This window comes from Paenibacillus sp. JZ16 (assembly GCF_015326965.1).
GTDB lineage: Bacteria > Bacillota > Bacilli > Paenibacillales > Paenibacillaceae > Paenibacillus_AQ.
On the sequence record NZ_CP017659.1, the window covers coordinates 1,221,086 to 1,245,387 of the forward strand.

At 53.2% G+C, this 24,302-nt stretch carries 16 protein-coding genes and 1 pseudogene; all 17 read right to left on the minus strand.

What is annotated here, in order from left to right; all coding sequences use genetic code 11:
- Nucleotides 1–10: 10 nt before the first annotated feature.
- Nucleotides 11–877, minus strand: a complete 867-nt coding sequence (locus BJP58_RS05400) for a carbohydrate ABC transporter permease (protein WP_194543112.1) — start codon at nucleotides 875–877, stop codon at nucleotides 11–13.
- Between the two features lie 8 nt (nucleotides 878–885).
- A complete protein-coding gene (locus tag BJP58_RS05405) occupies nucleotides 886–1,758 on the minus strand; it encodes an ABC transporter permease subunit (RefSeq protein ID WP_194543113.1) in 873 nt (290 codons plus the stop codon).
- 66 nt (nucleotides 1,759–1,824) lie between these two features.
- Nucleotides 1,825–3,252, minus strand: coding sequence for an extracellular solute-binding protein (locus BJP58_RS05410; RefSeq protein WP_194543114.1), 1,428 nt, complete (start codon nucleotides 3,250–3,252; stop codon nucleotides 1,825–1,827).
- A 22-nt stretch (nucleotides 3,253–3,274) separates the two neighbouring features.
- Complete coding sequence (locus BJP58_RS05415) at nucleotides 3,275–4,288, minus strand: LacI family DNA-binding transcriptional regulator (RefSeq protein ID WP_194543115.1); 1,014 nt, start codon at nucleotides 4,286–4,288, stop codon at nucleotides 3,275–3,277.
- A 208-nt stretch (nucleotides 4,289–4,496) separates the two neighbouring features.
- Nucleotides 4,497–4,829: pseudogene (locus BJP58_RS33540) on the minus strand (DUF6157 family protein).
- A 125-nt stretch (nucleotides 4,830–4,954) separates the two neighbouring features.
- The gene (locus tag BJP58_RS05425) at nucleotides 4,955–5,839 is read right to left on the minus strand and encodes an NAD(P)-dependent oxidoreductase (protein WP_194543116.1); all 885 of its coding nucleotides are present in this window, start codon (nucleotides 5,837–5,839) and stop codon (nucleotides 4,955–4,957) included.
- A 53-nt stretch (nucleotides 5,840–5,892) separates the two neighbouring features.
- Nucleotides 5,893–8,229: a helix-turn-helix domain-containing protein gene (locus tag BJP58_RS05430; RefSeq protein WP_194543117.1), complete on the minus strand. Its 2,337-nt coding sequence runs from the start codon at nucleotides 8,227–8,229 to the stop codon at nucleotides 5,893–5,895.
- A 109-nt stretch (nucleotides 8,230–8,338) separates the two neighbouring features.
- Nucleotides 8,339–10,453 carry a beta-galactosidase trimerization domain-containing protein gene (locus BJP58_RS05435; RefSeq protein ID WP_194543118.1) on the minus strand — a complete coding sequence of 705 codons (2,115 nt, stop codon included), beginning with the start codon at nucleotides 10,451–10,453 and terminating at the stop codon, nucleotides 8,339–8,341.
- 152 nt (nucleotides 10,454–10,605) lie between these two features.
- Nucleotides 10,606–12,156, minus strand: coding sequence for an extracellular solute-binding protein (locus BJP58_RS05440; protein WP_194543119.1), 1,551 nt, complete (start codon nucleotides 12,154–12,156; stop codon nucleotides 10,606–10,608).
- 147 nt (nucleotides 12,157–12,303) lie between these two features.
- On the minus strand, nucleotides 12,304–13,185 hold the full coding sequence (locus tag BJP58_RS05445; protein WP_194543120.1) for a carbohydrate ABC transporter permease: 882 nt from the start codon (nucleotides 13,183–13,185) through the stop codon (nucleotides 12,304–12,306).
- Nucleotides 13,186–13,250: 65 nt separating this feature from the next.
- Complete coding sequence (locus tag BJP58_RS05450; protein WP_194543121.1) at nucleotides 13,251–14,240, minus strand: ABC transporter permease; 990 nt, start codon at nucleotides 14,238–14,240, stop codon at nucleotides 13,251–13,253.
- On the minus strand, nucleotides 14,227–16,344 hold the full coding sequence (locus BJP58_RS05455; protein ID WP_233354972.1) for a family 10 glycosylhydrolase: 2,118 nt from the start codon (nucleotides 16,342–16,344) through the stop codon (nucleotides 14,227–14,229). Before BJP58_RS05455 ends, BJP58_RS05450 begins: the two co-directional genes overlap by 14 nt.
- Nucleotides 16,345–16,738: 394 nt before the next feature.
- Nucleotides 16,739–18,505 (minus strand): glycoside hydrolase family 2 protein, encoded by a 1,767-nt coding sequence (locus BJP58_RS05460; RefSeq protein WP_194543123.1) that lies wholly within the window; start codon nucleotides 18,503–18,505, stop codon nucleotides 16,739–16,741.
- A 37-nt stretch (nucleotides 18,506–18,542) separates the two neighbouring features.
- Nucleotides 18,543–21,023, minus strand: a complete 2,481-nt coding sequence (locus BJP58_RS05465) for a family 43 glycosylhydrolase (RefSeq protein WP_233354973.1) — start codon at nucleotides 21,021–21,023, stop codon at nucleotides 18,543–18,545.
- 5 nt (nucleotides 21,024–21,028) lie between these two features.
- Nucleotides 21,029–21,865 (minus strand): carbohydrate ABC transporter permease, encoded by an 837-nt coding sequence (locus BJP58_RS05470; protein ID WP_194543124.1) that lies wholly within the window; start codon nucleotides 21,863–21,865, stop codon nucleotides 21,029–21,031.
- A 10-nt stretch (nucleotides 21,866–21,875) separates the two neighbouring features.
- On the minus strand, nucleotides 21,876–22,769 hold the full coding sequence (locus BJP58_RS05475; protein ID WP_071218449.1) for a carbohydrate ABC transporter permease: 894 nt from the start codon (nucleotides 22,767–22,769) through the stop codon (nucleotides 21,876–21,878).
- A 101-nt stretch (nucleotides 22,770–22,870) separates the two neighbouring features.
- Nucleotides 22,871–24,253: an ABC transporter substrate-binding protein gene (locus tag BJP58_RS05480; RefSeq protein ID WP_194543125.1), complete on the minus strand. Its 1,383-nt coding sequence runs from the start codon at nucleotides 24,251–24,253 to the stop codon at nucleotides 22,871–22,873.
- Nucleotides 24,254–24,302 lie beyond the last annotated feature (49 nt).

Sequence of the window (24,302 nt, forward strand, 5' to 3'; positions counted from 1 at the left end):
TCAATTCTGCTTATTCTTTATTTGCGCCGACAAACATTCCTTTAACAAAATACTTTTGCACATACGGATAGATGATGATTAGCGGAAGAAGCGCAATGACGATCCCTGCCATTCTGACATTGGTCGTGATAAGAAAATTGCTCGAGGTCGAATCGGTATCGACAATGAACGATTTCAACGCGATCTGCAGCGTATATTTGGACGAGTCATTTATATACAGGAGGGCTGGCGTGAATTGGTTCCAGCGGCTGACAAATTCAAACAGCGTAACTGTTGCCAGCCCTGCGCTCGCAAGCGGCAAGTACATCGTAAAGAAAATCCGAAGATCCCCGGCTCCGTCGATCCGCGCCGATTCCGACATCTCGTAAGGGACGCTCAAAAAGAAATTTCGCATGAGCATGACGCTGAAGCCGGATACGAAGCCGGAAAGTATGAGTGAGGACAACGTGTTCAGGAGTCCTAAATCCTGATTCACGATATACAGCGGGATCATGATCGCCTCGCTCGGAATCATCATCGTTAACAGGATCGCGGATAACATCCACTTTTTTCCGGGAAGCCCTTTTTGAATCAGCACATAGCCTGCCATAGAACTTAGGAACACATGACCTACGGTACCGACAACGGTCACAATGACATTGTTCGTAAATGGCAAATAAAGCTTCATGCGGTTCCATACCGTGGAGAATCCCTCCAGGCTGAATTCCTTAGGCCACAGTACGATCCCGGGCTGCATGGAAGCAAAATTCGATGAAAATGCAAGCGCAAGCGAATTTAAAAAAGGGATTACCATGGTTGAAACGAGCAGAAGGAGGAACAGAATATTGACCGCATCAAACACACGGCCCGGCAAGCTGATTTTATTCGTTGGTTTCATATACCGACTCACCCTTCATCGTAGCGGATCACCGCTCTTGTTACGTACGTTAGCGCGAATGTTGCCATAATCACCAGGAAGCCGGCCGCCGTAGCAGGTCCAACGCTAAATTCCAATATCCCCTTTTGGTAGGTGTACATCATAATGACATCGACTTTATTGGCAATGGCGCCGTTACTCATCACGAATATTTGATCAAACAAACGCAGGATTCCCAAAACGTTCAACATAATGACCACTTTCATGGTGGAGCGAAGCATCGGAATCGTTACATATCGTATCCTTTGCCAGCGACTGGCTCCGTCCATGCTCGCAGCCTCATACAGCGATGGATTGATGTTTACGATGGCGGCCAGGTACATAATGCAGGTATACCCCATTTCCTTCCAGCCAGAAGTCAGGATCATGACGGAGCGGGCATAACGGTCCGAAGACAGGAACCCGACCGGCTGACCGCCAAAGAGCTGGATGATTTGGTTCACGATGCCCGTATCCGGAGACAGCAGTAGAGTCCACATCCCGCCTACGACAACCCAAGAGAATAAATGAGGTAAATAGACGATCATCTGGGTCATTTTTTTGAACCAGGCGGAAGCCACTTCATTTAAGGAGAGCGCAAGAATCAGCGGCAACAAGAAGTTGATGATAAAACTTCCGGCGCCGATTACGATCGTATTCTGAAAAACTTCCCAAAAAGCCGGATCCTTTAGCACACTCAGATAGTTATCGATGCCGATGAACGGACGATCTCCGATCAGCCGGTAATCTTGAATGCTGATAACAAGTCCTCGGGCAAGCGGATAAAAGGAAAAGATGAGGAAGTAGGCCAGGATAGGAAGCATCATAAAATATAGGGTTTTGTATTTGAATATGGCTTTCACGGAATTTCGCCCCCTTATTAAAAAATAAAGAAGGGCGCGGCCGCCATCACCGCCCCTCCTCATGCTTTAATCGATAAGTCCGCCTGCTTTAAGCTCTTCTCGCATTTTCTTTACGGCGTCGGCAGCCGGCATTTCGCCCATGATCGCTTTGAAGGAATATTCATTGATAATCTTCTCGGCATTCGCCCAATTCGGAGGCGTTAATTCCAAGGAAGCGTATTGATCGACGAGATCCTGCGCTTCCTGGACGCCCGGCAGTTTACCGAAAGGCGGTTCGACGTTGCGGTTATACCAGAAAGGAACGCCATGGTCGGAAGCATGCTCTTTACCGGTTTGGGTCAGTTCGTATTTGCCGTTGTCAACCGTGTAATCCACATCCTTTATGCCTAAACTGCCCAGCGTGATACCTTCCTCGGAATGCCACCATTCAATGAATTCAATGGCTGTTTTCGGATGCTCCGCATTGACGGGAATAACCCACACATCCGGATCGCCTCTGCGCAGCATGTGGTTGCCGTTTGCGTCGGCTGCACCAGGCAAGCCCTTTGCTTCGAATTTCGTATTCGGATCTTGTTCGTGGCGCGTATTGTTCAGCATGCCTACCCAAGCGTCCCAGTACGTAATCATGCCGACACGGTCGGTCAGGAACAGGTCTCGCATTTTACCGGTGTCATTCGTGGTAAAGTTCGGATCCAGAATGCCTTCCTCAAACAGCTTGTTCAGCCATTCATAAACCGGGATGGCCGCATCCGTAGAATATGGAACGTCCAGCTTGCCGTCCGCCGTTTCCACATATCGTTGTTTCAAGCCCGCTGCGCTGAAGAAGCCCTGCAGTTCATACATGCCGGCCGTGCTGAGTCCGTACGTGTCTTTTTTGCCGTTTCCGTCCGGATCTTGTTCGGTGAACGCTTTGAGGATGTTATAATAATCGTCCAGCGTTGCAGGCTCCGGCAGGTTTAATTCGTCCAGCCAGTCCTTGCGAACGATCGGCATCGTTCCTCCCTGGTACTTGGTGAACACGCCGTAGATCTGGCCATCCTTCGTCTTTACTTGTTCCCACTCATTCGCGGGAATGACGTTTGGATCCGACAGCACCTTGGAGTTGTTCACTTGATCGGTCAGCGGCGTAAGAATTCCTTGTTCAACGAAGGTGGACATCTTCTCTTTGCTGATTTGCAGCAGATCGAACTTTTCACCTGAGGCGATTGCTGCAAGCAGCTTCTGGTCATAGTCAGCTGCCGGCTTGTTCATCGTTACCTTGATGCCGGTTAGACGCTCGATTTCCTGCTCGAACTGCGTATTCTCTTCAGGCGTTTTGCCGCCGATGACCCCCGTCATGATTTTGAGGGTGCGTTCTTCTTTCGATGCAGCTTGCGATGCGGCATTGCTGCCCTCCTGATTACTGCTGCCTGGACTTGAGGAACAGCCCGCAAGCAGCCCACCGAACAGAGATACAGCCATGAGCGCGATCATGATTTTGTTTCGTTTTACCAAGCTAACCACTCCTTATTCGTCATTAGGAAAGAACTTTGCAGGAATCCCTCACTACCAGCTGTGCGGGGATGATGATTTGCCTGTGGACACGTTTATCGCTTATTTTCTCGATCAACAGCTTGGCTGCTTCAGCTCCAAGCGTCTCTGCCGACAACTCCACGGATGTCAGCTTTGGGTTCATACCTTGAGCTAAAATCGCATCATTGCTGAGGGCGATGACCGATAGCTGTTCCGGCACCTCAATATCCAGCTCCCTGGCTGCCCTCAGCACGCCAAGAGCTACTCTGTCCGTATCGGTAATGATTGCCGTATAGTTCATGTTTCCATAGGTATTCATGATGGACATGTATCCGTATTCCGTACCGTTGGCATGCAGCCTGTGGTTATAGTACATCACGTACTCTTCGCGCATCGGCAGAGCGTACTGGCGATAAGCTTCCAATAAGCCATGTTTTCGATCATAGGACACGGTCATATCGGAGGCTGCATTCAGAAAGAGGATGGATTGATGTCCTCCTTGAAGCAAATAATCTCCTACCTGATGAGCCACTTTCGTGTTGTTATTATCCACGTAGCTGATCGAATCGTCATATGGATCCGACCGACCCACCAGCACAAGAGGTGTGCCCATCATCAGATACCGTTGGATGCGTAAATCATTCTTTCGCGGGTTGAGCAGAATGACGCCATCGACAGGATCCTGCGAATACATCGTAGGATCATCCTGCTCGGGTAATGTATCGAGCACTAAGCGGTAGCCCTGCTTGGAGCATTCCTTGATGACACCGTTAATCAACTGAGTATCGAAGGCCGTCATCATCCCATCAGGCGGGAGAGGGATCTTGAGGCCGATGCTCATCGTCCTCTTGATCGCGAGGCTTCGGGCCAGTTGATTCGGGAAATATCCCAGCTCTTGGGCTACCTCTAGTACCCGCTCCGTCACTTGCTGGCTGATCGGCCTTTTTTTGCTGAACACACTGGATACGGTCCCCTTGGATACACCAGCCCTCTTGGCAACGTCATCAATGGTAGCCATCTATGGTTGTTCCTTTCTCTAGCAAATTCTCATTGCCTGCTGGATCATTAAACCGGTTTAATAACCCTACGCCATTGATTGTAAAAAAGAATAATTTAATAGAATGCAGGTTTTTGTTAATTAAAAATTAAAATCTCTGCACCAGCTCGATGAAGGATGCTGCTCTCGTTTTTCCCGACAAACCAAAAAAAGTCGCCAACTAGGCGACTTAGTATACATGTAATTGATGAGACCCAACGCTATCGAGTGCGGGTTGAGCGTCATGATGAATACCCCAGCCATAACGCTTGCCCAAGGACGAGGTTCGGAATCAAGGCTGCCCTTTGGAGAAGAACTTCTCGCGTGCGGTTGCTCTTTCCTTCTTCGAGATTTGATTGCGCTCCGCAAACACTTCGAATAACACATCCTCTTGCGTGTATCGGTAAGGGTGATTCGACAGCATCTCATACTGAACTATCGGTATGGTCTTAGACAGGTCTCGAAGACCGTTGACTTTATTATGATAAGTTTCCTTATGTCCCGAAATTAATAACAGCCTCAATCTGTCCTACCGGAGAAATCGAGACTGTTATGTTCTATTGCGACTTTTCGTACCCGTTTGTTCTTTGGCATCATACGCATGTTATGGTCCTTTGAGGACTTAGATCAGTAAAAAGAAACTGAATCTCACTCACCCGTATAATATCTAATCAAAGCCTGCGTGCCTTTATCCTCAAATCCCTTCTCTGCCAGCTGGCGGTACAGCGATTCGGCGAGGCATAAGCCCGGCGTAACCAAGTTCATTCCCTTAGCGGATTCCAGCGCAATTCCCATATCCTTGATGAAATGCTTGATATAGAATCCCGGCTCCAGATTCCCGGCAATCATGCGCGGAGCCAGATTGCTAAGCGACCAGCTGCCCGCCGCTCCGCTCTCGATGCTCTTGAGCACGGTTTCGGGATCAAGCCCGGCGCTCTCCGCATAGGCCAGCGCCTCGCAGACTCCTATCATGTTAGAGGCAATGGCGATCTGGTTGCACATCTTCGCATGCTGGCCAGCGCCGGCTTGTCCTTGATGAACGATATTGCTTCCCATCGTTGACAGCAGCGGCTGCACCGCCTTGAAGTCTCCCTCTTCCCCGCCGATCATAATGGACAGCCTCGCTTCACGTGAACCCACGTCACCGCCGGAGACCGGAGCATCGATAGCATGGAGCCCTTTCGACGAGGCGGCTTCATAGATACGGCGGGCAAGCAGCGGACTGGACGTCGTCATATCGATCAGATATGCCCCTTCCCTGGCATGCGCCACCAGCCCTTCCGGCTCTAAATAGAGTTCCTCGACATCCTTCGGGTAGCCCACCATCGTAATGATTACGTCGCAGGCCTGCGCCAGCTTTGCCGGGGTATCGTGCCAAGCCGCGCCGTCCGACACCAGCCGCTCCGCCTTGGAGGCGGTTCGCGTGTAAACGTGCAGCGCGTAGCCGGCTTTCTGAATATGCCCTGCCATACTGTGGCCCATTACGCCCAAGCCGATAAAGCCTACGGTCGTTTGTTTCGGTGCGATTGTCATTATGTGATCCTCTCCTTTTTCTGTATAAGCCTAAGCCTGTATAATTGGTTTTCCTATCTTACCGACAGTCGATACTGCCGCGGAGACATCTGCAGAAAACGCTGAAAGGCCCGGTTCAGGTTCCGTTCGGAATAACCGACGATTTCGGCAATCTCCATGACCGTGTAATCCGTGTCCTTGAGCAGCTGCTTCGCCTTCTGCACTTTGGAGTTCATGACGTATTCGACAAAGGATACGCCCATCTCCTTCTTGAACAGCCGGCTGAGGTACGACGGGCTCACCCCCACCAGCTCGGCACAGTCCGCCAGTGAATGAGCACCATCGGGATGACGGCTGATATGGCCGCATACCCGCTGAACGATCAGGCGGGTGGAGCGGGTACGCAGGTCATGACTTATTTCCTGGTATAGCGGGAACAGGGCGCCGATGAACCAGTCATGCATTTCGCGTGAGGTCTGGTTCTCCTTCAGTTGGTCGAACAGATTACCTCCCAGCAACTCCAGCACGCCGGGACCTTTCTCCTCCATCGACTGGACAATGGCCGAGAGCAGCACGTAATAGCTCTGGAAGGTCACGTTGTACGACTCCGACACCCGAATCCGCCGGGAAAATTCATGCAGCGACGCCTCAGCCTGCGGCAGATCCCCATTCCACAAATATTCGATCATCTCCGATTCGATGTCTTTCGGATACATGAACACGGGATTACGCTCGATACGGATCATGTCTTCATAGAACAGTACGGTATCCGCATCATGGAACAGACGATATTGCAGAGCAAGCTGCGCCTCCTTATAGGATTCTGCCGCCCGACTCAATGTTCCAGTATTGCCGATGCCGATGGACGCGGAAAAAGAAAGATAGCGCGCCAGCGACTGACTGACGGATTCCGCATAACATGCGAGGAGGCTGCGGAGCTCCTGGGAGGAAACCCCGGGTTCTCCCGGCCTCAGGAGCGCCACAGCTTCCCGGTCCTCCCGGTCCACCACGTAACCCTCCAACTGCCGGTTGTTTGCCAGCAGCTCGGACATGACGTTTTTGACCGCAAACACGATGACCGGGCCTTCGTTAGGCAAAAATCGCTTTTTTACCGGATTCTCGACTTTCACCACTATCGTGGCATATGGTCCGCTCATCGGAATCATGTGCTTCGCGCACCCCTCCTCCAGCGTGCCGGACCGCCACGAGCTTCCGGACAGCAGCAAACGCTGCAGGAACCGTTCCCGTAAATCCGGTTGAATTTTTCGAATGTAGCTGTTCAGGGATTCCGCCTGCTCGTTCAAGTAGCTAAGGGAGGAGCGGATGTACTCGATTTCATTCTCTTTGACGGAGCTATCCGCCCCGCTCCTGCCGTTTCTTCTCAAATGCTCCCCGTAACGAAGGAGCTGCTGGATCGGATTGTACGCTATTTTGGACGAGAACCAGGTGAGCAATACCGCGATCAGCATGAAGACGGACACCGACATGACGATCAGCACGCGGATCCACCTCAATTGCTCGATCATCTCCCGCTCCGGCATCCGGGACACATATAGACGGCCCATGGAGGTCTTGTAAAAGGCGACCAGTTCCTTGCCGTCCTCCCCGGTCAGCACGTCATGGCCGGACGTTTCCCCGCTCTCTACCAGAGATACCCAAATGGGGTCTTCTTCCACGGCTTTGCCGATCTCGCTGCGTCCATCCGTATGCAGCAGGACCCGGTGATCGGAGTCCAGAATGGCCAGCGACTGCTCCTCCAGGGAAAGGGTATAGTTGTTCAAAAGGCTGCGAAGCGATTCCTCTTTCACTTGTATCAAGATGGTGCCTCTCGGTTGCCCCAGCACCATAACAGGAAGATGGCGGACGTAAGAGACGTATCCGTTCTCCGTCGACTTCGGGAGGTGCATCCACCTCGCTCCGCCTTCCCTCCCCACGGCTTGCTCGATATCTTCTTTTCCCTTGTACCCGTCCAGGTGGACCAGGCCATAGGAGTGCGACAGCAGCAGCCGGTGCCGAACATCGTAAAACAGGATGTCTTCGATCAGGTTATTCGTATTTTTGTGCAGCTGAAACAGCTTGAGCATATCCAATTGCTGCATGTAGTCCGTCTCATATTCGGGATTTTCCAGCGCGCTGCGAATCAGCGGACCGCTGGCAAGCTGAAGCGATTCATGCTCGATGCTTGTTATGATATTTTCGACGCGGTCCTTCAGCTGCATCAAGGACGCCATATTATTTTCCTGGAACTGGACCGTCAGCTTTTTCATGGAGAAATGGTAGTAGGCGCTTCCGGCTAGGATCACCGGAATTATAGCCGACAGGCATCCGAGCCAAATCAGACGCTTCAGATAGCGGTTCGCGGAGAACCAGCGGAGGAACGAGGTCTGAATATGCTGCCAAAGAGACTTCACGAATTTTCACCTCCGGTTCCCGCGGCAGGAACTGCCCTGCGGATCACTGTGCATCCGCAACTCTCTACGGATGATCCTACACCTGTTATACTTCGTCCTCCGGCTTCCTCTATCCTTCCCCAACAGCGGTAACGGTGGGATTCAGCGGGATCCGAATGCACTCCCAAACCTCCAGCCGCGGCAGGGTGAAGTTCAATACGTCGTTCACTGCGAATCCTTCTATACAGCCTCCGCCGATCAACATCTCCAGTTTAAAGCCGCTTCCTGTAGGCCATCTAGTCCCCGGTCTCAACCGGACCTCGATATTATGCAGAGGAATCGTCGCTGCAAGCGGCCTGCGGCCGGCTCCGTTCACGAAGTGGAGCAGCAGATCGCTGCCGCTTCGGAAGAGGGTCGCCTGCAGTCCAGGATACGGCGTTACCGACAGCTGCGGCTTCCCATCGAGCAAATGATCGATCGCGTTAGCCAGCAGCATCTCGTGTTCAGGCAGCTTGAATTCGCGAAGAAGCACACCCAGTGAGAACGTGAAATACATAGCGCGGCCGGCACCCCACGAATGCTCCAAAGCCAGCGGCAGATCGGTGCGGGAAACGGGCAGCGAAGCCCGCTCCGGCGGCGCTCCCACGCTTTCCGGTGGAGAAAACGGCGGCACCAGCGTCGCCAGTACCCGAACCGCTTCACTGTACGGCTGAACATAAGCGACATGGCCGCGGTGAGCGATCAGCGCGGTCCGTTCCATTCCCTGCTGCAGCGGATTGCCCTTCCCCCGCAGTTCCTCAAACCGCAAATACGAGGCCGTCAGGTATTCGCTTGCGAAGACTTCGGCCGAAATGCCGAGCAGATCATGGAGCGGCTTGACGCCGGCATCGGCGGCATCGGCGGCATCGGCGACAACGGAAGGAAGGGGACCTTCCGCAAGCAGCTGTCCGCCGCCATACACATAGCTACGCAAGTCATGGAGCAACAAAGGGGTGAATTCCGTTCCTTCAGGGGCCAACACCACCCGGTACCGGCTCAGATCCCAATCGTGCAGGCTCTGCGGGAGCAGTACGTCAAAGGGGATTTGCCGGTTGATCAGCGTTTCGGCCCAGCTCTGCGCCTCGCCGCGCTCGTTCCAGAGCAGGGCGGTTTCCGCAGCCGATACGGCCCCGTCCATATAGGCATCCAGCTTGGCGGCATGATGATTCAGCTCGGCTACGGTTTTCAAAATCCGCTGGTCTTCGATCGTATCGGGTATGCCCGTGACGGAGTGCCAGATCTGACCGCCGTTGGCCGGAATTTGAGCCAGCCAGAAGCGGTATTCCGCTACCGGAAGCCCGGTATGGCGCCAGTCCATGCCCGGGCAGGAATGCACGATGCCAAACGGAGCCGGCCTGCCCGGAACCGACCGACCCACCTTGATGCTGAGAGCCGGCTTCCAGAATTCAGGGATCCGAGCATGGCCGAGCGAGAGTACGTCCTGCGGCTCCGTGCACAGCATGTCAGTGTTCTGAACGCGCTTCGACAGATTGTCGCGGTGGAGGTTGTAGTATAGAATCATGGGCACCTCCGGCCTCTCCCACTTGATCAGGTCATACATCGCTTCCAAATTGTCATCGAAGCATCTCGCCGCGAAATCCGGCTCCAGCTCCCGCGAGGAATCCGGCAATTCCTTGCCGTACTGCTCCGCGTATTTACGCCTGCATCGCTCGCATCGGCAGAACACATAACCGGGGTTGTTAAAAAAAATGCCATCGATCGGATACCGCGACAACGCTTCGCGGAGCACCGGAGCGGCGACATCCGCATTGCGGTAGCCGCCGTTGATGCAGGTGGACATCAAGAGCGGCCACGGTCCGGGCCGTTCAGCCCCGATGATCTCCGGGCGGCCGCCCTCCTTGCGGACGAACCATTCCGGCCTTCGGAGATACGCACTGTCACCCGCTTTGCTAAAGTCGAACCTGGCGATAAAGCGAAGGTCCTCACGGTGACAGGCTGTGATCAGCTCCCCGAGCAAATCGCGCCCCTCAGGGAGATATCCGTTCACGGTATGGTACGGAACCTGCGTGTCATACCAGGCATATATGCCGCCTGTATTGAAGACCATCGCATTCGCCCCCATCTCCTTCAGCTGCGCGGCAAGCCGTGGGGGGTCGATGCAGGCGGTATTCTGGACCTGCATATTGGGCTGGATGACGCGCAGCGGCTTGTGCCACCAGAAGCGTTCCTCATTAACCTTCGTCATTGCCTTACCTCCTTCTCATTTCAAACTGGCAACAAACGGTCGATTCACAAGGCGGAGACAGCCGGTTTGAACAGAGACTTCAACGATGCTGTCTCCTCCCGTTCTTCAACATATTCGCTCCAAAATGCGAGACCGTCCGAGCCGACTGTCCGTTACTCCCCGTTGAACTGCTTGTATGCTTCGGCCATTTGTTGGTACGCTTCCTGAATGTCCGGCTGGTTGTTCAGCTGATCAACGTATGCGCGGAACTCCTCCATTGGAATATGCCCGACAATCGCCTTTGTCACCATGGAAGCATATTCGTCGCTGTATTTAGGCCAGGTGCTGCGCCAGCCATCGGACGTGATGACGCGATAGTGGTCGATTTTTCCGATCTCGTCGTAATTTTCCACCTCTTTGATTTTGGCATCGTTAAAGGCTTTATCGCCGGAAGCGCTGATCACCTTGCCCCACTTGGCATAAGCCAGTACGCCCGCTCCCTTGCTCGTCGTATTGACTTCTTTGACCCCTTGTTCCGTCAGCACCTTCTGCCCGTCCTTTTCGGTGTAATGGACGCCTTCAATGCCGTAATAGGCAAAATCGGTCATTTCCTGGGACGCCGTCTGGTCGAAATATTTGAGCAGCTGCTTCACCTTCTCCTCAGGCACCTTCTTGGAGATGTAGAACCCGCCGGCTACGCCGGTTTCCAGACCGACCGCATAATCCCCTTTCGGTCCCTTCAAGGTCACGTTCAGGATTTTGGCATCCGGCTGACCGGACTTCTTCATCGCCTGCTCCCATTCATGATCCCACCAGATCGGACGGCCATAGGAAGCAGCTCGGTTCGTCTTGAAGAGCTCCTCCGCCTGGCTTTCCTTCATGACCGCATATTCCTTGGACATCAGGCCATCTTCGTACAGACCGCGCAGCCATTCCACCATCTCGACGTATTGAGGCGTAAGGGACGGACTCATCAGCCCTCCGTCATCGGTATAGGTCGGATTGTATACGCCGAAACCAGCCTGGAATGATGCGGGCGGGTTATTGATATATAGGAGACCTACCGTATCCTTCTTCCCGTTGCCGTCCAGATCGGCATCGACGATCTTCTTCAACACTTCTTTATACTCGTCGAAATCGGTAGGGATCGGAATGTTCAGCTGCTTCAGCCAGTCCTCTCGTATTTTCAACCCGCCGTCGATCCTAGATCGGGACCGCGGCACCGCATAGATACTTCCCTCCACCGACAAATATTTCAGTGCATCTGGCGCAAGGTTACTTTTCAAGTTCGGATATTCGCTTAGATCCCCGAGGAAAGGGGTCAAATCCCAAAACGCGCCGTTCTGAATCGCCGTAATCAGCGTGGGACGGATCGGGTTCTGATAAGCCACGACCTCGGGCAAATCTCCGGAAGCCAGAAGTAAATCCAGCTTTGTGTCCAAATCGCCCGACGGCACCCATTCCACGTCCAGCTTGACGTTGGTACGGCGTTCCCATTCCTTCCAAAAATCATTATTCATGTCGGGGATTTCGTTATAGAGACCGGCAAACATTTTGATCGTCATCGGCTTGCCGCCCGTGTCTTCCGATTCCGGTCCCCCAGCCGTCTGCGGCTTCTCACCCGCCTGTTCGCCGCATCCGGCCAGCATGACGACAGTGATGAGGGCTGCGAGCCAGAACGTCCAGCATTTGTACGAGCTTCCCTTACTTGATGTAATTTTCATGTAAACCCCTCCTTATGGATGCTCATCATCCATCTATTGTTCTTGAAACAGAGTCCTGTCTCCTTCCCGCCTTTGCGGGAGGATAACGCTTTCAATCCAACCAGCCGCATATCCGATGCAGAGGGCATCCATGCGCCGTTTCCTTCATCAGCCTTTGATGGAACCCAGCATCACTCCTTTGGCAAAATGCTTTTGCAGAAACGGGTAGACAACCAGGATCGGTACCATCGCGAGTACGATTGAGGCCATCCGGATGGTCTCCTGCGGCACCACATTTTCGTCGCTTGCCCCGGCCTGGGCCACCGCCACCGAATTGGAATCGATGACCAGTGTTTTAATCAACAGCTGTAGCGTCCACTTGCTAGAATCCGATAAGTAAATCAAGGCGTTAAAATAGGCGTTCCAATGCCCGACCGCAAAGAACAGGGTGAAGGTGGCGATCGCCGGCATCGACAGCGGAATAATCATCCGCAAAAACACGCCCATATCCGAGCAGCCGTCCATCTTCGCGGAATCCTCCAATTCGGATGGAAGCGAATCCAGGAAGCTTTTGATAACGATCAAGCTCCAGGCGTTGGTCAGGCTCGGCCAGATCATCGACCAGTAAGAATTCAACAGGCCTAGTTCCTTGACCAGCAGGTAGTTAGGCACGATGCCCGGACTGAACACCAACGTGAAGATGACGAGCCCCATTACCCAGCGGTTGCCAGGCATGGACCGTTTCGTCAGCGCGTAGGCCATCGTAAAGGACACGACGATGTTGAGCACGGTACCGACGACCGTAATGAAAACGGTGCTCTTAAACGCATTCATAAAGCTATTGGTAGATAGAATGTACTTGTAGGACTCCAAGGACCACTGCTCGGGGAACAAATAAAATTTAAGCGGAACATAGACCTCGGGATCCGTAAAGGAAACGCTGAACACGTATAGAAACGGAAACAAGCATGCGACCGAGAACAAGGTGATTAGACTGTAGTTGACCCAATCGAACAAGCTTAGCCCTTTTTTTCGGATAACGAAGCTCACGCGGAATTCCCCCTTTCGTTTAGCATAATGGGTATACTGCAGGCGCGGTGCAATCGGGTGAAGGCTTAGTAAATCCCTTCATGGCCGAGCCGCTTTACGATTTTGTCGGCGGCCACGATCAGGACGAGCCCCACCAGCCCCTTGAACATGCCGACCGTCACCCCGATGCTTATCTTCCCTTGAAGAATGCCGTGTGTGTAGGAGTACGTATCGAACACCTCCGCCACCGAACGCACCAGCGGATTCATCATCAGCAAAATCTGCTCGAAGCCGGTGTCCGCCATGCTGCCCAGCCGAAGAATGAGCAAAATGATGATCGTTGGCCGGATGGCCGGAAGCGTGATATGCCAGATCTGTCGGAATCGGCCCGCCCCGTCTACGACGGCGGCTTCGTAGCGCTGGGGATCCACGCCCGCCATGGCCGCCAGGAAGATAATCGTTCCCCATCCGGCCTCCTTCCACATGCTTTGCGCCGTCAGCAGTCCCCAGAAGTAATTCGGATTGGACAGAAAGGAAATGGTATCCCTGCCGCTTTCGGCGATGAGTTTATTGATGATCCCCACGTCCGTCGACAACAGGAAGAACGTCATGCTGGCCACGACGACCCACGACAGGAAATGCGGCAGGTAAACTATGGACTGGTTCAGACGCTTGAAGCTCTCATGCCGGATTTCGTTCAGCATCAGGGCCAGCAGGATCGGCAGCGGAAAATGGAAGATCAGCGCAATCATATTGATCGCAAACGTATTCCGCAGCATGATATAGAAGTTGGAGCTCGAGAACAGATCCGCAAAGTGCTTAAATCCCGCCCATTCGCTTCCAGCAAAGCCGAGAAACGGATTATAATCCTTAAAGGCCAGGAGAAGCCCCCACATCGGCGCGATTTTGAACAGCAAGAAGAAGAGCAGCCCGGGCAGCAGTAGCAAATAAATGACGCGGTGCTTGACGATGCGGGATGCGAGACTGCCCGGGCGAAGCGTTAGGCCCGGCTTCATGACCCCGCCCGCCCCTTGTCCGGCTCCTTGGGCAGGTTTAGCAGATTTAAGCTTTGGCATCGCGGGAGATCAGCTCCTTTCGATCGCCGACAGGCACGGCCTGAAGCCAAATCGCTTCATAACGGCCGAGTTGCGGCAGCGTCACCGCCACGCGGTCTTGCGAGGTTTCCACCAGCGCATCGGAATCGGCACGGAGCAGCCTGCCCCACGCTTCCGTGTTTCTTGGCAGCCGCCACTTTTGCGGCCAAGACCACGAAGCATTCGCTGCAGCGGTTTCGTCCACACGATCAACGGTCAGTTCCACCTGAACATCATATAACGGGAGCGGATTCATAAAGGTCGTCCCGTTATATCCGGAGAGATTCAGCAGCTGAACCAGGCATCCGCCCTCCTTCAATCGGTGAATGAACAACTCTAGACATGGAGGCGCGTTCGTAGTAGCAACCCGATTCGGCAAGATATCATGTAGCACGTCCGCCATTACCTGCCTGTAGTCCTCAAACCCGTGACGATAGTAGAGCTCGCCGGGATTCCAAGGCATATACACGCCGATTCGGACCGTTCCCTCCTTGCCGACCCGCCTGTGCAGCGCCAAACCGTAATCTGTTCCGGTGCGGTGGCCGTAAGCTCGCTCCGGCGGCCCGAACGTGGACGGCTCGATGAATGGCAATCGGCACTCGGTCGTATCCGGGTCAAAGGCAACGCGGGCAAAGCTTCCTCCGGCGGCGATCCAGTCCCTGCCATGGGCAAATCCGGGGAAATGTGACTTGTCCGAAACGTCCAGATAAGCGCCCGGCTCCGATTGTTTCACGCCGGTGAACGAGGCCGCGAACCATTCTTTAAGCAGCTCCGGCTGCCGCTCCAGCGCCGTTCCCGTTGCGGCCAGCACCGCGCCGGCATCCATTGCCCGATTCAGCGCTCGCGCCGCCGCCACCGACAATTCCTGAACGCCGGGAAGAATAATTGCTCGCGTATGCATTAGTTTGGACTCCATGGCCACCAGTTGTTCTTCCATCACCACGTCGAAGAGGACGTGCTCTTCCTTTAACATTTTAAACATACCTTGATACTCCGCTGCCGCTTCGGGGGCCGCTGGCTTGACGAGCACCGCTTCAGCCATGGAGCCGAGCTGTCCGAACAGCTCCTCGTGCTCCGCATGGTATCGGAAAATATCCTTCACCGTTTCGAAGCTTGCCTTGTCCGGGTATCCTTCGAATGCCCCGATGATGCAGAAATCCAGCCCCGATCCGCTTCCGATGCTTTGATATAAACGGATTGCATTTTCATTCTCGGATACTCCTGTGAACCGGTAGGTCAGGTCGATGGCGTTAATGCTGCAGTTGCTGATCAGCTTGTCATCCCAGCTGTCTTGTATAGACGCGACATTCTCCGAGGCTGAATACAGCCAAGGCGGGCCGCTCCTTGTCAGCGACGTATTCGATTCCTTGCGGACGATATCGACCCGGTGCGGGTGATACGTGCTGATGGCCACATTGGGCCGGAGCGACTTCACGAATCCGTGGATGCGCTCCAGTACTTCCCTTGCCGTCCGTTCCTGGAAGGAACGGTACAGCTCGTGCATCGGATGTTCGGGCCCGGTATACGCCAGCAAATCTTCGCCGGTCGCTTCTCGAAACCGCAAGCGGCAGTTTGGGCAATAGCAAGGCCCATAGAAATTTCCACTGTAATCCCAATGCTGGTAGCCGAACATATTGAAGAATATCCCGTCCACCGGATAACGCTCCAACACTTCTTGAATGCTCTCCAGCGACTTCACCTGCTGGTATTCTCCATTCAGACACGTATGAACGATGCCGTGATAATTGACCTCCCGCCCTTGCCGGTCCCGGTAAAACCATTCCGGATACCGCAACCACAACGATTCGTGCGCTTTACTGAAATCGAACCGCGCAATAAATCGCAATCCGTTAGCATGGGCTTTTTCCACCGCTTCCCCCAAAAGGTCCTTGGTTAAATAAGGCGTTACATATTGATGCATAAGCGATGATGGATAAAACGCAAATATGCCCCCGGCATTCATCATGAGCACATTCGCTTGAAACGACTTGAGTTCCCGAATCAAAAGATCCACATCCATATTGGCGTCCGTCTCGCGAAGATTATTTTGAATCAATCGGAGACGGTTCGTTGACCACCATTTCATCAGCATTCCCTCCTTTGCTTATGGTGTACGTCTACCATAATGGTGCTGAAGGCAGCAGAACAGGGACAATTCTTGCATGAACACGTAAGGAAAAATATGTCCGATTCGCGCATGGGGCGTAATCCAACGCGAGTTCCCTTATACCTGACAGTGCCGCGAAGTAAGGAGCAGGAGCTTATTGGTCATTTCTTGTTTTGCAGGAAAACCGCAATAAATGTCCCGTTCCAACATTTTCTGTATGGCGTATTATGCTTGCATGATCGATCGAGTTTACGGTTAAACATCCAAACGCTGAGTATGTTTTTCCTTTATACTCGTAACGAAAAAAAACTCACCCTAGGGTGAGTTTTTTTTCAATCATGCGTGAATAGCCGAAATACGTCTCCGACTTCGATTACGCCAAGTTAATGCTTCGAATCGCTTCCATATTCACTTTCGGTTTGCGCTCGATCGTCAGCAAGCCGTTCACTTCCTGCTGAACGTCCGTAATTTGCGTATAGCAGAATCCGCTCACGTATGGCAAATTTTTAATCGCTTGCGTAATTCCTTCGTATCGCTTCAAAAATTCGTCCTCGTTACGAACTTGATTGCCGTAGCCCCAGCCCTCTTCGCTTGTAAAGGCGATGCCGCCGTATTCGCTGATGATCACAGGCTGGCCTCGATAGCCATACCCCTGCGCGAATGGATAACGATGCGTGTTATGCGCGAATTTATTGCCCAACAGCGCGTCTTTGTCCCGATATCGCTCTTCCAGCATAGCGCCTATCTCTTCATAATCGTGGAGTGTAATGATATCCGAAATCGTATGTTCCCAGCCGTCGTTCACGATGACCGGCCGCATCTGGTCGAATGCCTTGGTCAAATGATAGATCGACTCCGTAAATTGCTGCTGCTTGCGGTCGGTGGCGATGTCAGTTATCCCCCAGGACTCGTTGAACGGTACCCATGCAATGATGGAAGGATGATTGTAATGCTGTCGGACGACAGCCATCCATTCATTCGTGAATCGCTCAACCGCATCGTCCCCGAATTCGTAGGTTGACGGCATCTCCGACCATACCAGCAGCCCTTTGCGATCGCACCAATATAAGTACCGGGGATCCTCCAGCTTCTGATGCTTGCGCACACCGTTAAAGCCGAGGGCCAGCGTTTTGTCGATGTCTTCCAGCAGCGCTTCCTCCGATGGAGGCGTCAAATGCGTATCGTTCCAATAGCCCTGGTCCAGCAGCAGTCTCTGATAGATCGGCGTATGATTCAGTATGACCTGATCGCCTACGATCCGGATGCTCCGCATGCCGAAATAAGAATAGGCCGTGTCGACCGGCTTTCCGTTTTGCTTCAGAATCATCTCGACGTCGTATAAATTCGGATGGTTCGGATGCCACGGCTTGATCTTCCACTCGCCCACGGCCTCGTTAACAACGCTCACGTCAACTGCTACGGTGCCGCGCTCTACGCTCGTTTCCGTCGACCGGATCAGCTTACCGTCAAACCGGATGATGGTCTGCAGGGTCAATCCGTTGTAGTCCTGCCCAGCGTTACCCAGTTCGTAACAGAAGTTTGCCGACCCGCGTTCCAGCTCCGGCGTTATTTTTACCCGGTTGATATGAATCGGATTCACATACTCCATCCATACCGTCTGCCATATCCCTGTCGTCTGCACGTACCAGCAGCCGAAGTTGTCCTGCATCCACCGCTGCTTGCCTCGCGGTTGGGTACAGCTGTTGCTGTCCACGGCTCGAACGGTAATCCGGTTCTCCCGGCCGACCTCAACCGCTTCGGTAATGTCAAAGGAAAAGGCTGCGTATCCGCCCTCATGCGTGCCGACTTTGTGTCCGTTGACCCACAGGGTCGCCGAGTAATCGACCGCTTGAAAATGCAGCAGGATACGTTTGCCTGCTTCCTTGGCAGGTATGGCAACCATCCGCTCATACCATACGCAGGGATGGAATGATTCATCCGCAATGCCGCTTGCTTTCGTCTCGAACGCGAAGGGGACCGTAATTTTGCGGTCGGCTTCAAGACGGTCATACCACTTGCCGCTCTCCCCTTCCCGTGCATCGTCAAAACGGAAATCCCATTCCCCGTTCAGATTTTCCCAGTTTTCACGCACCAATTGCGGTCTAGGATAGTCTTTAATATATTTGTGCGAGCTAGACATTATGTTCCACTCTCCATCTTCTGTTAGTTTATCGTTTCTATTTCGTACCCATGGATTCCACCGTTAAGTCGCCGAGCTCGATCTGCTCTGCATGAACCGATCGCAGGCCTACTCTCCCCTGCATGAATGCCCGGGGATCATCATATGTCAGGATCGGCTCTTCCCCGTCCTGCACATATACGCGAATCGTGCCTCGTACCGCTTCAATTCGCAAGCTTGCCGGCTCGTTCGCTTTCAGCGAAACCTTGACGCTATGCAGTAATTCGGAATCGTAATTATGTTTGTACAGCTCAAGCTTCGTAGCGCTGACCGCAAGGAAATATCCCATTAGCGAATCACTCACTTGATCCCGGAAATCCGACTCGTTAGTCACTCGAAAGAGCACACCCGCCTGACCGGACGGATCGTCGCCCAGCTTCACGGTCGTTCGGATGCGATAATCGGTCCAAAGGGGGCTTCCTCCATACATCTTGGCATCGGAATTGGCTGCGCCGGCATACCCGCCGTCCGTTTCGATCCATTGGCCGTGAACATCCTCGGAGCTTGTTTGTTCCAGAAGATTCTCCAATTTGAACGTTTGCATGTCGACCAGCTCGAAGTCCATCGTTTTCCATTCCATCGTATGGTCGCTGTCCAATTGAATGGCAAGGCTATGTAATCCCTTTTCGAGCTTTAGAGACCCAACCCGAATTTTAACCCAAGGTTCGCTACCGCTACCCGAGTAATGGCTGCCGTCAACTTTATAGTTTTCGACCTTCTTATCGTCCACGAGCAGCTTGAAGGATGTCGGCCCCATTCTGGCCTTGACCGTCAGGTCCAGCGCATACGTTCCGGATTCCGACACGTTCACGGCATAACGCAACCAGTCGCCTTTATCCGTCAGCGAAGCAGAATAGCTTCCATCCTCAGCCATCTTAATCGCCGTACCGTCCGAACCGCGCCATGCGCCTGCTTCCGATGGGTGGCGGACCGAGAAGCCTCTGCCTTCACCGCTTAAGTAGTGCACGGCTTCCATGCTGCCGGGAAGCGGCTTGGCCGTTTCGAAGTCGCTGCTGCCGGAGGCGTGATTCGAGAATGCCGTATACGAAAAGCTCGGCTCGCCGGTTTGGTATCGATAACCGATTTTACCTGGTCCGAACGGTACCGCCGATTGATCCAGCTTCAGAACGCCGTCCAGATAAACGCGCAGCCGATCTTCTCCGCGCTCGACGCGAATCGTGTGCAGCTTGGACCAATCCGTATCTGCGGGAAGCTCCACCGTGGCAAGCACCTTGCGGCTGCCGTCCTGCATTCTGCCTAAGGATAACCCGTTTTGCTCCGGATCGATTTCGGCGAACCCGTATTGATTCGCGTCCTGATACGCAAACAACGCGGCAACGGGGGCCTTCGATGGAACCAAGTTATATTCGGCAGTAAAGACTCCATCCGTGCTCACCTTGCTAATGATTTGTGCACTTCCTCCTGAATCCGCTGCTTCCCAGAGGCTTTGATCGATGGCTTCTGCGTCCAGCCTATCAGCAAAGACCGGCCCTCCCGGGACGGGCTGATCGTAATTCGTAGGCCCCAGAATCTCCATCTTGTCTCCGTTGAATACAAGCCGGTCGATGTTCATCCGACGTACGGGCGGGCCCTCCTGGGATCTTCCCGTCAAGTTATGATAGACGAGATAATAGGAATCCAGATCGGGCCCCATTACCGTCGAGCTGTGGCCAAGCCCGTAAAAGTCCGGCTTAGTGCTGATGACGAGCGGGTTGTTGGCCGGAATGGTGTACGGACCTAGCGCCGAATCATGCGACACGGCATAATGAATGCGGTAGCCTTTGCTGAATACATGATTCCCAGTATAGGTCATGTAATAGGTTCCGTTCCGTTTGATGATCATGGACCCTTCCGTCCAATGCCCCAGATAGGGCCCTGGGATCGTCTGGCCCACCCCGAATTCGGCGGGACCATCCATCGGAACGCCGACAATGCCCGACGAACCAGCATGGGTGAACAGCCAGGAGCCGTCATCGTCGATAAATACCGAGCCGTCAATGCTCATCCCAACGTTGTCGGAGATCCGTTCGAACGGGCCTGTCGGCGATTCGCTGCGAAACACATAATGCCCCTTTCCTGCCGGAGACGTATAGAGATAGAACCAGCCGTTCCAGTAAATCACTTCAGGTGCGTAGGCGCCGGTCGATACGGAATCCTCCGTCACCAGACCCGCATACCTCCAATCAACCAGATTGTCCGATATCCACGCCTTGATGCCCGTCCGGTGATCCTTTGTACTTACATACAGATAATAGCGGCCGTCATGCCGCAGTATATACGGGTCACCATTGCCGTAATCCTCCCATTCTTCCTCTAGGGAAGGAAAAGGATTGGCGTACATCTTTTCGTTGTAAATGTCCAAATCGACCGCCTCCGGTTTCGTTCTTGAATCGCATCCCGACAATGCCAATCCGGCCGCTAATCCTAACATGCCAAGACAACAAACGATCTTCGACAGGCGCGGCATACTTATTGGCATGTGTCTCACCCCTTGATTCCGCTGATTGCCATCGACTCGATAAAGTATCGTTGGCAAAAAAAGAACACGATGATCACCGGCACCATGGCGATGATGGCGGCGGCCATGATCATCGGATAATCCGACTGGCCAATGTACATCGCCTGCATGGAAGCGATCAGCACTTGAATCGTTTGCTTCTCGGGCGTATGCAGGTAAATCAGCGGACCGAGAAAATCGTTCCAGATGCCCATAAAGCCGAGGGCAGCTTGGGCGGCGAGCGCGGGCTTCATGATCGGCAGCGCGATCTTGAAGAAAATGCCCGGAAAGCTGCAGCCGTCGATTTTCGCCGCTTCAATCAATTCCGTTGGCATCGCGCTTTGCAAATATTGGCGGATGAAAAAGATGACAACGATGTTGCCGAACAGGCCAGGTACGATGAGCGGCAGCAGTGTATCCACCCAATCCAGCCTGGAGAATCCGATATACTGCGGTATCATAACGACCGAATACGGAATCATCATCGTCCCGAGCAAACCCATGAACAGCATGCCTTTGTAAGGAAATTCGAATTTGCCAAAGGCATAGGCCGACATCGCGGATATCAGCATCCCGATCGTCAGGACGATCACCACGATGATCAAGCTGTTCATAAATCCATGCAGCAAGGGCGACTCCAGCCAAACCTTCGCATAGTTGTCGAACGTAAACGGATCGGGAATCCATTGTGGAGGAATTTCAAATACGTTTCGCCGATCCTTTAACGAGGTCGATATGGTCCATATGAACGGTGCGACCATAAAGATCGAACCGCATAACAACAGCAGCAGCGACCAGAGGTCCGTCATTTTTTCCCGTTTCACAGATTTCCCCCTAGTCTTGGTAAACCCATCGATTGGAAAGCTTAAATTGAATGAGCGTGACGATAAAGATGAGAATGCCCAGTACCCAGGCCACCGCGCTGGCATAGCCCATGTTGAAGTACTCGAACGCATGCTGGAAAATGTAGTAGACGACCGTAGCGCCGCTGTATTCCGGTCCGCCATCCACCGCAAGCACGTAAATCTGGCTGAATGACTGGAACGCACCGATGATGCCCATAACGATGACAAAAAAATGAATCGGCGTGAGCAGCGGGATCGTAATTCGCGTCAGCTTGTGCCATGCACCAGCGCCATCGATTTCCGCAGCCTCATAATACGTCGAGGAGATCGATTGCAATCCTGCAAGATACAGCACCATGTTCCCGCCGATGCCGCTCCACAGCCCGATCAGGATGAGCGAAGGCTTCACCCACTCCGGCTTGCCCAGCCAGTTAGGCCCCGTGATGCCGAATGTTTCCCACAGAAAGTTGTTGAGCAATCCGTAATCCTGATTCAAAATCCACTGCCACAGCAGGGATACCGCGATAATCGGCGATATGACCGGAAGGTAATAGATCGTTCGCATGAACGAGATGCCGGCGAATTTGCGGTTCATCAATATGGCCAGCAGCATCGACAGTATCATGCCGAGCGGAATGCCGATCATCAAATAGACTGTATTGTACAACGATTTGAACACTTTCTCGTCTTTCAATAGATCCTTATAGTTTGCGAGCCCCGTCCACTGCGGATCGGTAAGCATATCCCATTTGTGAAAACTGATATAGATCGAGAACAAGATCGGCACAAGGCCGAACAAAAGAAACCCGAGAACTGGCGGAGCGACAAACAGATACAACCACGCCAGCTCTCTTCTGCGATACCCGCCAAGCTTGGTACCCATATTTCATTCCACCTTCGCCTGTATTTCGTTATGACATGACAGGATATCCGTACGGCGGGGGGCGCCGATATGAATAATTGACGCCACCTGCCCTGACGGCATTATTTATTGCCTTTGTCGTACAGCTCCTGCATCTTCGGCTGGATCTGGGCCGTAAAGTCTTTCGCCGACATCTCACCGTTCCATACTTTGCTCGCGTTCTGGTTGAACATATCCATCCATTGCGTATCCTTAGAGAAAGCTACCACGTCCGGACGTCCGTAATCTTGGATAATATCGAGGAATACTTGACGTGTCTGAGGTCCTTTGTCCATTTCCTTAAATTCGCCTTCCGCCATGTCGATCAGATTAGGAACCGCTTGACCGAGCTGGTAATTTTCGCGCTGCCCTTGCTCATCCAGGGACAGGAAGGCCGCCAAGTCGAACGCTTCCTGCGGGTGTTTGGATTTCGCCGAAACGGCAAATCCCATCGAGCCGAGCCAGGTCGCCGTTTCTCCCGTATTCGGGCTTGCCGGCCACGCCGCAATGTCCCAACCGAAAGGCAGCTCCCAGAATGCAGGTTGATCCCAAGGGCCCATCGCAAACATCGCCAGTTGGCCGTTAATAAAGCGGGTATAAGCATTCATCGCTTGCTCGGCTTCCTGATTCGGGCTGACCTTATGCTTCAGGTTCAGGTCAGCAACAAATTGCATCGCCTCATAAAATTCGGGCTCGTTCACCTTGACCGTGCCGGTGGCGTAATCGATATATTCACCGCCGTTGCCCCACACCGCCGATTCCAGGCTGTAAGCGCCTACACCATATTGATCGGGCTTTCCGTCGCCGTTATCGTCGACCGTCAGCTTTTGGGCTGCTTCCAGCATGTCGTCCCAGGTCCATTCCCCTGCCGTTGCGGAAGGGTAAGGCACCCCCGCTTCGTCAAACAAATCCTTGTTATAGACAAATGACCATGGTCCTACGTCCTTCGGCAGTCCGTACACATCTCCGGCGCCAACCTTACTGCCGTCAAAGCGGTAGCGGTCCATCGCCTGCTTCCATACATTATCGGGATTAAACAACGAGGTCTTATCCAGATAAGACTGAATGTTGAGAAGCGTTCCGGCTTCCGCGAAGCGGTAAAACTCGGGTCCCCCGACGTAGAATACGTCCGGAACCTTGCCGGAGCTGATCAGCGTCGTCATCTTCTGCGAGTATTCGCCTGGCGGTACCGAAGTGTATTTAACGGTGACGTGCGGGTTCTTCTCCTCGAAGGAAGCGATCAGCTTTTCGAAAATCTTTTTTTCGTTCGGATTGCCGTGGCCCATAAACTCAATCGTTACAGGTTCTTTAGGGTCCTTCCCGGCGGAAGCTTCATTGCCTGGTGACGAAGTGTCCGGGGTGGTTGGTGCAGCCCCGTCATTTGGTCCATTGCCGCCGCTGCAAGCGGTTAACGCGAACATCAGCAGCAGCATGATCATGCCTGCGAATTTGTTCTTCGATTTCATGCGATTCCCCTCTTCTTTAAAAGATGTGGTGTAAGCGCTTTACGAAATC